The following is a 12,254-nucleotide window of genomic DNA, read 5'->3' on the forward strand; positions in this document are numbered from 1 at the left end:
CGTCAGTCGGTGATCCGAGGGGCGGTGACCTTTACGTGAGCGTCGCGGAATCCCCCGCTTCGCAGGCTGGTGTGCACGTTAACGTCTGCGTGTGCGATACGACGATGACAACTGGCCCTCCTCCTGGGCGGGTCCGCTCCCTGACGAGGACGCCGAGTGGTTCGACATCACAGGCCGGGGCATCGTGCCCTCCGTCGTGATGTCCTGCGTGGCGCTGGTGATCGGCTGCGCCGCGCTGCGGCTCGTCTTCGCGGATGGCAGCGAGGTCTCCTCCAGGGTGGTGCTCTGCGTCATCGCCCTGCTGCTCCTCGGGGTTGCCTACGGCTTGCTGCGCACCGTGGTGAGTGTTCTGCGCAAGGGCCGTATCCGCTTCGGTGTCGACGGGCACGGGGTGTGGTGGTGGATGAAGGACGGCGCGGCCTTGGTGCCGTGGGAGGAGATGCACGGACTAGGCACCGCGAAGCTGGAGCGGCCGCTCGGCACGGCGGGCAAGATGCGGTTCACCGACCGCGTGGAGGTCTTCCCGTACGCGGCACCGGACGCCCGGCATCAGGTACTCCGCCACTTCCACCGCGGCGGCGAACCCGCGCGGGAGGGGCTTCGGGGGCCGTACCTGCAACTCGTCCTCCCCTCCTCCACCGCCCCCGGTTCCTCCCGGCGTAGCCGGGCCTCGATCCGCGTGGAGGAGGCCGTACGCCGCCGCTGCCCCGCCCAGTGGCTTGGGCACGAGACCCGGCAACTCACTCCCGACGACCGCGCGGTGACGACCCCCGGCACCCGCCGGTAGCGGCGAGGTCACCGCCGGGCCGGCTGGCTGGTGCGCGCCGAGCGGAAGAAGGCCACAACCAGCGACACCGACGACGGCGAACCGCCTTCTGGCACGGATCTGGCACGAGACGCCTGAACCGGTCCGGACAACAAACAACCCCCGGGCCGCCTGGCCTGGGGGTTCGCATTGGAGCGGGCGACGGGAATCGAACCCGCGCTCTGAGCTTGGGAATCACGGGGCGGGTGCGGCTGATTGCGAGACTGAGCTGGGCAGATGCCGGATTCACTGGATCACCGCGAGGTGCCTCGATGTCCGGTGTTGACCGCTGATCACCGGTCGTTCTGGTGCGCATCTGGTGCGGCAGTCATGCGCAGAATCGCGATGTGGGAACGCCCGGGTTGCCTTACGATCGTCCCGCCTGCGTCGGCCGGACGCTGTAGGCCCGGAGCCCCGGCCCGTTGTGGAGGGGGCCAGCCCGTTCGAGCCGGGCCAGGTGGGCTGACACCTGCTTTAGGAGTTTGATCGGGCGGCCTCGTGGGTTGGCTGCTGCGACGCCTGCATGACGTTGACGGCCGCCCGATGTTGCTGGTGTTCGGCGTCGTTGATGTCAGCCGTGGATGTCACGATGCCCTCTATCGTCCTGGTCCGCTGAGTCTTACAGTCCGAGGCATGGGAGGACTTGGTGCGTTCTTAAAGAAGCAGTGGGGCGTGGTGATCCTCGTACTCGGGATCCTGGCCTGGGCTGCGGACGTTATCGGGCCCCAGGTATTCATCTTGGTGGCCGTCGTGTCGGTCTTCTACTTCTTGATGGCTGCTCCGCTCAGATGTATCGCCAGGGGGCGACAGGGGCGATGCCGGAACAACGCCCAGGGGCTTCTGCGAGGGTGCTGGATCCGAGAGCACAAGTGGCAGGGACTGAAGGCGCTTCGTGGCGCAGAGGGGGAGTCGCAGGGGCCGCGTACTGCACTCATGCAGGATAGGCAGCAGGTGAGCGCATCCCTGGGCGTTGCGGTTGGGGTGCTGTCAGCGATCGTCGCGTGCGCGGACTTCATCTTTAAATGATCTCGAAGGTCTGTCGTGGCAGCGATGTGTGGGGCCAAATCCCACTGCCTTTCGCCGCCATGAGGAGAGGACCACGGCCCCCGCCCAGTGGATGGACGGGGGCTTTCCCTTTGTGCGTCCGCTGTGGGCGCCCGGTCTTCCCCGCGGCTTTCCGGCGGATCGGGCGCGAGGTGCCACTTGGGCCTCAGCTGTGGAGAGGTCGGTCGGTGGGGTTCATACCGGTCGCGCGGTGCCCCGAAAGGAACGCTACCGGATGCTACTGGTTGCTGTGGTTGCTGTACTGCGTTGCTGTACGCCCGTGCGACTGGCTCCACCCCTTGGCTGGCCGCCTCGGTGAGGCGTCAATGCTAAGGGGCTACTGCGCCTCAAGGTCCCCCGCACTGGCTGGTTAACCTGTCCTGTAATCACCTCAGTTGGGGAGGACAGGTGTCTGATGTTACCGATTGGCTCGCGGCTGCGGGGGGCATCGTGGGCGCGATTGGTGGTCCTGCTGGGCTTTGGGCCGCTCGGAATCAACACCGAGCGAACAACAAACCACCGGCCGAGTTGTTCGATGCTCTGTTTGCTGTTGAGCGTGCAGCAATCGAGATCGCAGTGGCGCACGAACCCTCGGCCCACGGTATCGAGTGGTTCGAGGCACGACACGACGATCGCTTGGAGCAGCTGAGCATGAAGATCCGCAACTCTGAGCTATCTCGTGCTGTATGGGACCTGTGCCTCATGTGCAAGTCGATGCCTTATATGCCGTCAAACTCGGCAGCGCGAAATGAGGTTTTGAAGGTTGCAGACGAGGCGAAACGAGTCACCTTGCTGGCTCGTAAGCACCTGTGATCTGCGTCCGGGCTGGCGCGCCACGACGGTCGACCGAGCGCATACACGCGGCCGAGCGAGCGGCTTTGAGTACTGGCTGCTTGGGCGCGAGAGAGCGGAGGACTACCGACCGCCGACGGAAGGGGACGGGCTCCTCACCGGCGCGCAGTGCCGACTCTTCGAGGGCCTGACCCCTCAAGCGGAGAAAGTCAGCCACGACGGCGGGACACACGCCGAGCACCAGCTCGTGGTCCCCTCAGCCACCCACCGACATCAGCCACGCTTATGGTCTTTGATCTTTGACCTGCAGACGCCTCCGCGAAGCCCCCAGCCGACCACTCAGCGATGGCGCGACCGGCCCGCAGACCGTGATGAGACCGGGCGCCGCGCCACGGGCCTTGTCGGCGTCGTGCACCTGGTCGTGCTCGTGCTGGCGGGCGTCCGACCGATGACCGAGCCTTATCGAATGAAGCGGGCCGTGCTTCTGCGACTGGCTGGTTGATGTTCCGGGTTGCGCGCTGAGCGGCCCGGGGTCGGCGCGGAGCGGGGCGGAGACAGGAGCGGGCGGCGGCCCCGGGCCGCCAGCGCGCGCGGCCCGCGTCAGCGGGCCGCCTTGAAGTCGTAGAGAAAGTTGTTACGCACGCGCCTCGTGCGCTGGTGGGCAGGCTATCGGGCTTACCGTCCAAGTGGCTGCTGTGGTGCGCTGCTTGAGGGTAAGGGTGTGCCGCTTTCCCTGTTCGAGTTCACGGGCTGCTGCTGGTTGGCCGTGGTCGAGCCATGCTCGGGCTTCTCGGTAGGGTTCTTCGTCCAGCGTGACGGCGATCATCATGAGGCTGATGCGGACCCAACGCAGGGCTTCGCGGGGGTTGTAGGCGTCGTAGGTGCCGAGTCGGCGTTCGTTGACGTAGCACTCGCAGTAGTAGACCCAGTTCGGCGGAAGCGGTTGGGCGGTCATGGTGTCGGCCTCCGTGCGGGCAGTGCCATGCGTCCGCCTGGCAGAGCTGGTTCGTCAGGCTCGTCAGCCATCTCGACGGTGACCGTCCGGCCGTAGTCGTCTCCGCTGACCCGTACACGGCTGGCCAGTGCTGTCACGAGGCCGAGACCGCGGCCGTTGGTGTCGTCCTCGCCCGGCGTCTCGACGTGAGGCTTCGTCGTACTGCCACCTGTGTCCGTGACCGCCAGGACGACGGTTCCGAGTGAGCGGTGCAGGGAGACGTGGAAGCTGCCGTTGGGGCTGCCGCTCGCCGAGTGCATCAGCGCGTTGGAGCCCAGCTCGCTCACGATCAGTGCGGCGTCGTCGGCGGCCGGGCTGTCGCGGAGGACATCGCGGGTCCAGCGACGGGCTCGGCCGATCTCTTCGGGGAGTCCTGGGCAGGTGAGTTCCCAGATCCGCCAGTCACTCATATACTCGTGCATACAAGTTCCTCCATGCTGGTGGCCGCTATGGGTAGTGGAAGTGTTCTAGATGAGTCGCACGCCGTCGTGCGCCCGGACGGCCGGCGGGGATGCCCCGTCGAGCGCATCCAGGACGCGGACCGCGTATGCCTCGTCGGCAAGCTGGGTGACCTCTTCGCGGGTGGCCCAGCGAAGCGCGTAGGTCTCCTCGCCCGTCGTCGCGGAGCCGTCGGCCGCCTCGCAGCGGAAGACCATCGAGACGATCAAGCCGGTCATGTTCTTGTAGACGCCGGTCAGCGTCGCCGGGAGTGCGATCTTGAACCCGGTCTCTTCGAGGACCTCGCGCTGGAGCGCGTCGGGGATGGTCTCCCCGGGCTCCAGGATGCCGCCGGGCGGCTCCCACTGGCCGTTGTCGCGGCGCTGGATGAGCAGCGCTCGGCCCGCGTCGTCAACGATGACCCCTGCGACGCTCACGGAGTGGGGGCGCTCTGCGCTACTCACGTTCCTCGGTCCCCTCAGATGGCTAGGCTTCTCCACCGTAGCAACAGCACTCAGCATCTCGTCTAGATATCCAAAGGAGTACACACCATGGCGGCTCTTCCCTCCGGCATTCTCGGGGCGCTGGACCCCACCAGCGACCGAGCGGTCTTCCGGCAGATCGCCGACCAGATCCGGGAAGCCATCGACAAGGGCCGCTTCAAGGAGGGCGCCAAGCTGCCGTCGGAAGCGGAGCTGGTCGAGCACTTCGGGGTGTCCCGGATGACCGTCCGCAACGCACTGTCCATCCTCCAGAGTGAAGGGCTGGTCTCCTCCGAGCACGGCAAGGGCGTCTTCGTCCGGCCACGGCCCCCGGTGCGGCGGCTGGCCTCCGACCGGTTCGCTCGGCGTCATCGTGATCAGGGGAAGTCTGCGTTCACGGTGGAGGCGGAAGCCGTGGGGAGCAAGCCTGAGGTGGACAGCCTGGAGGTGAGGGAAGAGAAGCCGACCCCGGACATCTCCGCGCGGCTCGGATCGGCCCGTAAGGTCCTCGCCCGGCGTCGGCGCTATCTGCTGGACGGTCGGCCGGTCGAGTTCGCCGTCTCGTACCTGCCTCTGGATCTGGCGCGCGGTACACAGATCGCCGAACCCAACCCCGGCCCTGGTGGCATCTACGCCCGGCTGGAAGAGCTGGGGCACCGCCTGGACCACTTTGACGAAGAGGTCCGCGCACGGATGCCCTCCCCTGCCGAGGTGAAGACGCTGCGGCTGTCCTCCGGGGTGCCCGTGATCAGCCTGATCCGCACCGCCTACGACACCGAGGGCCGAGCGGTCGAGGTCTGCGACACCGTAATGGCCGCCGACGCCTATGTGCTGGCCTACCAACTCCCCGCCAACTGAGGCTACTTGGGGGCTCTGGCAACCATGGCGCTGGGTCATCTCTCCGGACTCGTACACACCCAGAGGCATACTCGTATAGACGAGTGGGCAAGAGTTGTGGCACAGTGGTTCGCACCCCGGCGGCTCGCCGGGGATCTACCACGAGAGAGCTTGTCTAGACGACTAGCTCTCGCCCCTCGGTGTACGTACGAAGGAGAGAACGACCTTGCGCACCATCCGAGTTGAGACCTCTACCGCCACAATCCTGCTGACCGAAGCACCTGCGCCGAAGGTGCGGGACCGCCAGACGGGCGAGGTGGCAAAGGACGCCACCAGCGGCGAGACGCTGATGAAGGTCGGCGTTGTCTACATCGATGAAGGTGAGTCCTCGCTGATCCACGTGACCGTGCCTGAGAGCGGCATTACCGAAGGGCTGACGCTGGGGGCTCCGGTCTCCCTGCCGGGTCTGGTGGCTCGGCCGTGGGAGTCGGTGTTCAACGGTCAGCAGCGGCACGGCATTGCCTACCGGGCTGCCGCAGTCGCCCCGGGCGCTGTTCCGGCTGGTGTGGGGGCCTGACCCGTGTCCGAGCTGATGACGCTGATGGAGGTGGGCGGCCCGGTTGCCGCACTGGGTGGCGGTGCTGCCTACCTCCGGGCTCGGCACCCGGCCGCGTACTGGTCCACGGTGGGCATGCCTGCCTCGGCTCTGCGCCTGGTGGGCTCGTACGGGTCGGTCATGGACTCGTGCGGGCTGACGGTGGAGCCCTCCCGCCTGCGTGCCCTGGCTGTGCGTGCGACCACGCGCCGTGAAGTGCGCCCGGTACCGCCTCGGCGGGGGATGCTGCGGCCGACTTCGACTGGTCTGCGGCTGCGGCTCCGGCTCGCGCCGGGCCAAGAGCCTGCCGACGTGGCCGCCTCTGCGGAGCGGCTGCGGCATGCCTGGGGTGTGCATGGCGTCTACGTCGAGCCGGTCAAGCCCGGTGTGATCGAGCTGCGGCTGGTCGGCTTCGACGTCCTGCGTCGCGTGCGAATGCCACGTAAGTCGGGAGGCGGGTTTCTGCGGGTGCCGTTGGCGCTGCGGGAGGATGCGACCGCGTTCGTACGGGACTTCCGCGCTGTTCCGCATGAGCTGGTGCTCGGGGCCACGTTGTCGGGCAAGTCGATGTACCTGCGGCACCTGATCGCCGGGCTCGCCACTCAGCCGGTGGCGCTGGCAGGTATCGACTGCAAGCGCGGGGTGGAGCTGGCACCGTTCGCACCCCGACTGTCCGCTCTGGCCACCGATCCGGCGCAGGCTGCTGAGCTGCTGCCCGTACTCGTACGGGAGATGGAGGACCGCTACGACCTGATACGCGCTCGGCAAGGCATAGCCCCGTCCACCCCGGATGAAGAAATCACCTCGGATGTGTGGGGCCTGCCGGAGAGTGAACGGCCGGTGCCGATCGTGCTGTTCGTGGACGAGGTGGCCGAACTGTTCCTCGTCGCCTCCCGCAAGGACGAGGAACGGCGAGACGAGATGGTCACCCAGCTCATCCGCCTCGCCCAGCTCGGCCGCGCTGCCGGAATCTATCTGGAGGTGTGCGGCCAGCGCTTCGGCGCCGAACTGGGCAAAGGCGCCACCATGCTCCGTGCCCAGCTCTCCGGCCGCGTCTGCCACCGCGTCAACGACGAACCCTCGGCCAAGATGGCGCTCGGCGACATCGCCCCCGAAGCGGTCGGCGCCGCCTGCACCATCGCACCCGAACGCCCCGGGCTCGCCGTGATCGGCGACACCTCCGGCGGCTGGTCCCGCATCCGCCCCCTACCTGTCCCTAGCCGACGCCGCCGCCCGCTGTGAGAGCACCGCGCACTTGGCGCCGGACCTGCCTGCGCTCCAGCCCTTCCGGCCCGCCGTCCCCATCGCCCGGCCTCCCTCGCTGACCAAGACTCGGCCCGCTACCGCCTGACCTTCCCTTCTCCGATTCGGCCGGCGCGTCCGCGTCGCGCCAATTCCCTGCCCCTCCCATGCCGAAAACAGAAAGGAGGTGCCCCGATGCGCGCCCAACTCGCCCGCGTCGATGCCGTGCTCGTGCAAGCGGTCATCGCTGCCGCGCTGTCCTTCGCCCACCTGCACGACCTGGCCTCGGCCGCCGGGCAAGACGGCTGGAAAGCCTGGGCCTACCCGGTCTCAGTCGACCTGCTGTTGGTCGCGGCCTGGCGTCGGCTGCGCTCCGGGCGTGACCGTGTGGCGAGCTGGTGCTGGTTCCTGGTCGCCCTGGCCGCTTCCCTGGGGGCCAACGTCGCCACTGCTGGGCTCCTCGACCTGGGTGACGTGCCCGACTGGTTGCGCATTCTCGTGGCCGGGTGGCCTGCGCTGGCGTTCCTCGGCGGAACCCTCCTCGCCCACAGCACCGAAGAGCCCGCGCCTGACACCGCCGACGAACCAGAGCCCATGCCTGCCGCCGAGCATTCGCCTTCGTCCCTGGATTCGGACGCACCAGCCGCGCCCGCACAGTCGAGCGCCCTGGTACCAGCTGCCCTCATCGAGCACGCCCGCAAGATCGCAGACAACCATCAGACACGCACCGGCACCCCCATCGACGCTGACACTCTCCGCGCTCGTCTCGGCGTCCCAGCGCCCCTCGCCGACCAGATCGCCGCCCAACTCACCTGACCGAACTGGAGGCCTCGCCATGCCCCTCAACCGCCGCTTTCGCGCCGTGACCCGTATCGGCCCCGTACAGGTCGGCACCGCCAATGACGGCCGGGGCCGTGAGAAGCACACCGCCGCCTGCACCGCCCCGCGCTGCGGCTTCTCCGCCGACTACGACTCCCGCGCAGCCGCCGAGCTGGCCGCCCGCACCCACCGCTGCCCCGTCCGCTGACCCGCGAAAGGAAACCCATCCGTGAACGTAGAGCTGCCCCTGGTCGTCGTCCTCGGCCTGCTCGTGTGGGGCGCTGTGAAGTTCCTCGGCGTCCGCGTCTGGCTCGTCGCCGTGATCGCCCTGTTCGGCTTCTACCTCGCAGACACCTTCCTCGCCCCCGCCATCGACAACGGCACCCGCAACGGGGTCGAGACCGTCAACGGCAATCACGACTGAACGGAGATCCGCCATGCTCCTTCGTCCGCAACTCCCGGAAACGCCAACCCCAACGCCCCCGGCCACGACAACGCAGCACACACACGCACCCGCTTGCTCCTGTCAGCACTCGCACATGCCTACTGCTCCGGCTCGCCGGTCGCTGCCCTCTCCCAGCACACGTGCTGTCGGCCTAGTTCTGGTTGGCGGCGTCGTCCTGACCGCGCTCCTGACGGCTGTTGCCGTCTCGGCCATCTCCGTAGCCGTTGCCGCCGTCGTCCTGCGCTCGCTGCTGAGCGCCCAGAACCGCCGCCGCTGAACGGCTCCCGGGGCGGCCATGAAGCCGCCAAGCATCCGCCGCCCCGGCAGCCCAGCCCCTTCCCGACCCGTAAGCCTGAGAAGGAGTACAGCCATCATCACCCGCGCCACCCCGCCCCCGCTCCCAGAGCTGGCGAACCTTGCCGCAACCGGCGCCTTGCCCGGTATCCTTCGCCAGCTCTCCGGCCTGGGCGGCTGCACCAATCCCATCCGCCTGGCCGGCCACCGCACCGAACACCAGGTAGACACCACAACCGGTGAGATCGGCCCGGCCCTGCGCCGCCTCGACTCCGCAGAGCTGCCCGCCGGTGACCTCCTGGTCCGCTGCGGCAACCGCCGCACCACCCGCTGCGCTGCCTGCGCCGAGACCTATCGCCGCGACACCTTCCACCTGATCACCGCTGGCCTGCGCGGCGGCAAGGGCACTCCAGAAGACGTCACGACGCACCCGCGCGTCTTCGCGACGTTCACTGCCCCGAGCTTCGGCCCGGTCCACAACCGCCCCGGCACCCGCGCCTGCCGCTGCGGCCGTCAACACGTCCCCGACGACATGGCTCTAGGCGCACCGCTGAACCCGGAACGGTACGACTACGAATCCGCGGTGCTCTGGAACGCCCACGCGGGCGCACTCTGGCGCCGCTTCACCATCCACCTCCGCCGGGAGATCGCACGCCGCGCCGGACTCACCCAACGGGAGCTCCCAGAACGCGCCCGGGTCTCCTTCGCCAAAGTTGCCGAGTACCAGAAGCGCGGCGCCGTCCACTTCCACGCCGTCATCCGCCTCGACGGCCCGGCAGGCGGCGAGTCGCGGCCCCCGCACTGGGCCTCCGCCGAGCTGCTGACCGACGCCATCCGCGCCGCCGCATCTCGCGCGGTCGTGCCCGGCCCGGTCCTCGACGGCCGCACCCACACCTTCGCCTTCGGCCACCAGCTCGACATCCGCACCATCCACGGCCCCGACCTCGACGGCGGCCAAGCACTCACCGACCGCGCTGTTGCGGCCTACATCGCCAAGTACGCCACCAAGGGCTCCGAGACGGCGACGGGCACCCTCGACCGCCGTCTGCGCTTCATCGCCGAACTGGCAGGCATGAACCTGCCCGCACACGCCGAACGCCTCATCCGCACCACCTGGGCCCTCGGCGCCCGAAAAGACCTCGCCCACCTCCGCCTACGCGCCTGGGCTCACATGCTCGGCTTCCGGGGCCACTTCTCCACCAAAACCCGCCGCTACTCCACCACCCTCGGAGCGCTCCGCACCGCCCGCGCCGAGTGGCAACGCCTCCAAGCCGCAATCGCACGCGGAGACAACCCACACCCTGTGGACGACGCAGACGAGACGACGACGCTCGTCCTCGCCCACTGGACCTACGCCGGAACCGGCCTCACCCCCGCCGAGCAATGGCTATCCGCCTCCCTCGCGGATACCCCCAACACCGGCACCCCGGAAGGAGACGACGCCCGATGACGGACCGATACCTCAGCGTCGACCAGGTCGCCGAAGTCCTCGGCACCACACCGCGCTTCCCGCGCCGTCTCATCGCGGAACGCCGCATCACCTTCGTCAAGGTCGGCCGTCACGTCCGTATCCCGGAAAGCGCACTGGTCGCGTACATCGAAGCGCACACAGTCCAGCCGCTCCGCCCCCGCCGTTCTCGCTACCGGAAGGCTGCCTGATGGGGAACAAGAAGGGTTCTCGTCGCCGCTTCGGTGCCGTCCGTCAGTACCGGTCCGGGCGCTGGACTGCGAGCTACCTCGACCAGTCCGGGCAGGAGCATCGGGCACCCCAGACCTTCGCCACGAAGAAGGACGCCGAGATCTGGCTCTCGCAGATCGAAGCGGACCTAACCCGGGGCGACTGGCGTGACCCGGACGCGGGGGCGGTGAACTTCGGGGAGTACGCCCTTGAATGGCTCGACCAGAGGGGCCTCGCGCCCACCACGGAGGAGCTGTACCGGCGGCTGCTCCGGCTGCATCTCCTGCCCACCTTCGAGACGTACGACCTGGACGAGATCACCCCGCCCCGCGTCCGCGCATGGCGCACGGAACGGCTCAAGACCACGGACGCCAAGACCACGGTGGCCAAGTCCTACCGGCTGCTGAAAGCCATCATGGAGACGGCCGTCGATGACGAGCTGATCCGCCGCAACCCATGCCGCGTCAAGGGCGCAGGCAAGGAGAGGGCAGCCGAACGGCGCGTCGCCACCGTCGCCCAGGTGGACGCCATCGCGGACGCCATGGGTCCGCGCTGGCGCCTCATGGTCTACATCGCCGCGTACGGTCCGGCCCGGCCGGAGGAACAGGCCGCGCTGCGTCGCCCGGATGTGGACCTCGACCGCGTCGGCGTCTGGATCCGGACCGCCGAGCCAGAGCTGTGCACCGGCCGCCGCGCACCTGGCGAGACCAAATCAGACGCAGGGAAGCGGTTCCTCGTCTTCCCCGGCTTCATGAAGAAGGACCTCGAACGGCACCTCGCCTGGTTCGCCGAGCAGGAGCCGGACGGGCTTCTCTTCGTGGGGGAGCGGGGCGGTGCTTTCCGCCGTTCCACTTTTGGCCGGAAATGGCGACGGGCGCGCCAGAAGGCTGGTCTCCCGGACGACTTCCGGTTCTACGACCTTCGTCACACCGGGCACACCCTGTCCACCCGATCCGGGGCCACTCTGAAGGACACGATGGTCCGAGCCGGCCAGTCGTCCGAGCGAGCGGCGCTGATCTATCAGCACTCCGACGACGACCGTCAGACGGAGGTCGCCGCCGGGCTCGACAAGCTGGTGCGTGCCGAGCGGCAGAAGGCCACAACCAGCGACACCGACGACGGCGAACCGCCTTCTGGTGCGCATCTGGTGCAAGGTGCCTGAACCGCCCCCGACAACAAACAAGACCCAGGTCGCTGACCTGGGTCTTCGTCGTGGAGCGGGCGACGGGAATCGAACCCGCGCTCTGAGCTTGGGAAGCTCATGTTCTACCATTAAACTACGCCCGCGAGGAGCCGGATGTGGTGGTGGCTCGTCGTCGGACACTGTACCTCATGGGAGACCCTGGCCGCATATGGCCTGGGTCTTTCTGCTGTTCCGAGGGGGTTGCCGGATCTGTTCCGTGGGGCGTGGCAAGTGAGTTGGGGGACGTACGGTGGGGGTGGAGTGCCGGTCGCGGGGGCGTCGGACTCATCCCCTAACGTGGCTTTTGTCGTCCACGCATCCACGTGACTGGGGAGAGGGAAGCGATGGAATCCACTGTCGTCCGGTGTGCCGAGGGGCATGTGTTCAGCACCATGACGTTCCCGATGCAGCAGCTCGGATCCTCCCGGATCGGACCAGGACGGCTGTTGCGCTGTCCCCGGTGCGGGCGGCTGCGGCAGGCGGTGCCTGTGGGGCGGCAGCGGAAGAGCTGAGGGCTGCGGCCCGAGGGCTGAGACGGTCGTTCGGGGGATGCCTGCGGGCTCCCTCACCGTGGCGGGGCCGGTCCGATTGGGCCGGCCCCGCTTC

14 protein-coding genes, 1 tRNA gene and 1 pseudogene are annotated in these 12,254 nt (G+C 68.3%); 12 read left to right on the forward strand and 4 right to left on the reverse strand.

Going from position 1 to position 12,254, the window contains the following annotated elements; all coding sequences use genetic code 11:
- The first annotated feature begins 91 nt into the window (after window positions 1-91).
- Both ACTWQF_RS30110 and ACTWQF_RS30115 read left to right on the forward strand, forming a co-directional pair.
- On the forward strand, window positions 92-787 hold the full coding sequence (locus tag ACTWQF_RS30110) for a hypothetical protein (protein WP_443282903.1): 696 nt from the start codon (window positions 92-94) through the stop codon (window positions 785-787).
- Window positions 788-2,257: 1,470 nt separating this feature from the next.
- Window positions 2,258-2,662, forward strand: a complete 405-nt coding sequence (locus tag ACTWQF_RS30115; protein WP_443282904.1) for a hypothetical protein — start codon at window positions 2,258-2,260, stop codon at window positions 2,660-2,662.
- A gap of 613 nt (window positions 2,663-3,275) precedes the next feature.
- On the opposite strand, the gene ACTWQF_RS30120 is transcribed toward ACTWQF_RS30115, so the two are convergent.
- The 3 genes from ACTWQF_RS30120 to ACTWQF_RS30130 are packed head-to-tail and all read right to left on the reverse strand — an operon-like array spanning window position 3,276 to window position 4,510.
- Window positions 3,276-3,596, reverse strand: a complete 321-nt coding sequence (locus ACTWQF_RS30120; protein WP_443282905.1) for a hypothetical protein — start codon at window positions 3,594-3,596, stop codon at window positions 3,276-3,278.
- Entirely contained in the window at window positions 3,593-4,057 is a 465-nt protein-coding gene (locus tag ACTWQF_RS30125) for an ATP-binding protein (RefSeq protein WP_443282906.1), read from the reverse strand. The genes ACTWQF_RS30120 and ACTWQF_RS30125 overlap by 4 nt, the downstream gene beginning before the upstream one ends.
- Window positions 4,058-4,102: 45 nt before the next feature.
- Window positions 4,103-4,510 carry an NUDIX hydrolase gene (locus ACTWQF_RS30130; RefSeq protein WP_443282934.1) on the reverse strand — a complete coding sequence of 136 codons (408 nt, stop codon included), beginning with the start codon at window positions 4,508-4,510 and terminating at the stop codon, window positions 4,103-4,105.
- Between the two features lie 114 nt (window positions 4,511-4,624).
- Between ACTWQF_RS30130 and ACTWQF_RS30135 the strand changes: the two genes are divergently transcribed.
- The 10 genes and pseudogenes from ACTWQF_RS30135 to ACTWQF_RS30180 all read left to right on the forward strand — a co-directional run bounded on the left by ACTWQF_RS30135 (window position 4,625) and on the right by ACTWQF_RS30180 (window position 11,627).
- Window positions 4,625-5,413, forward strand: coding sequence for a GntR family transcriptional regulator (locus ACTWQF_RS30135; protein ID WP_443282907.1), 789 nt, complete (start codon window positions 4,625-4,627; stop codon window positions 5,411-5,413).
- A 205-nt stretch (window positions 5,414-5,618) separates the two neighbouring features.
- The gene (locus tag ACTWQF_RS30140; protein WP_443282908.1) at window positions 5,619-5,969 is read left to right on the forward strand and encodes an SCO3933 family regulatory protein; all 351 of its coding nucleotides are present in this window, start codon (window positions 5,619-5,621) and stop codon (window positions 5,967-5,969) included.
- Between the two features lie 3 nt (window positions 5,970-5,972).
- Window positions 5,973-7,338, forward strand: a pseudogene (locus ACTWQF_RS30145) (FtsK/SpoIIIE domain-containing protein).
- An 86-nt stretch (window positions 7,339-7,424) separates the two neighbouring features.
- Window positions 7,425-8,045 carry a DUF2637 domain-containing protein gene (locus ACTWQF_RS30150; protein ID WP_443282909.1) on the forward strand — a complete coding sequence of 207 codons (621 nt, stop codon included), beginning with the start codon at window positions 7,425-7,427 and terminating at the stop codon, window positions 8,043-8,045.
- A gap of 19 nt (window positions 8,046-8,064) precedes the next feature.
- Window positions 8,065-8,256, forward strand: coding sequence for a mobile element transfer protein (locus ACTWQF_RS30155; protein ID WP_443282910.1), 192 nt, complete (start codon window positions 8,065-8,067; stop codon window positions 8,254-8,256).
- A 21-nt stretch (window positions 8,257-8,277) separates the two neighbouring features.
- On the forward strand, window positions 8,278-8,472 hold the full coding sequence (locus tag ACTWQF_RS30160; RefSeq protein ID WP_443282911.1) for a hypothetical protein: 195 nt from the start codon (window positions 8,278-8,280) through the stop codon (window positions 8,470-8,472).
- 13 nt (window positions 8,473-8,485) lie between these two features.
- The gene (locus tag ACTWQF_RS30165) at window positions 8,486-8,770 is read left to right on the forward strand and encodes a hypothetical protein (protein ID WP_443282912.1); all 285 of its coding nucleotides are present in this window, start codon (window positions 8,486-8,488) and stop codon (window positions 8,768-8,770) included.
- 156 nt (window positions 8,771-8,926) lie between these two features.
- Entirely contained in the window at window positions 8,927-10,237 is a 1,311-nt protein-coding gene (locus ACTWQF_RS30170) for a replication initiator (protein ID WP_443282913.1), read from the forward strand.
- Window positions 10,234-10,446: an excisionase family DNA-binding protein gene (locus ACTWQF_RS30175; RefSeq protein ID WP_436585464.1), complete on the forward strand. Its 213-nt coding sequence runs from the start codon at window positions 10,234-10,236 to the stop codon at window positions 10,444-10,446. Before ACTWQF_RS30170 ends, ACTWQF_RS30175 begins: the two co-directional genes overlap by 4 nt.
- Window positions 10,446-11,627, forward strand: a complete 1,182-nt coding sequence (locus ACTWQF_RS30180) for a tyrosine-type recombinase/integrase (protein WP_443282914.1) — start codon at window positions 10,446-10,448, stop codon at window positions 11,625-11,627. The genes ACTWQF_RS30175 and ACTWQF_RS30180 overlap by 1 nt, the downstream gene beginning before the upstream one ends.
- Before the next feature lie 51 nt (window positions 11,628-11,678).
- Here the strand turns inward: ACTWQF_RS30180 and ACTWQF_RS30185 are convergent.
- Window positions 11,679-11,752, reverse strand: a tRNA-Gly gene (locus tag ACTWQF_RS30185).
- Window positions 11,753-12,254: the final 502 nt, after the last annotated feature.

Source organism: Streptomyces sp. 8N114 (assembly GCF_052245835.1).
Taxonomy (GTDB): domain Bacteria; phylum Actinomycetota; class Actinomycetes; order Streptomycetales; family Streptomycetaceae; genus Streptomyces.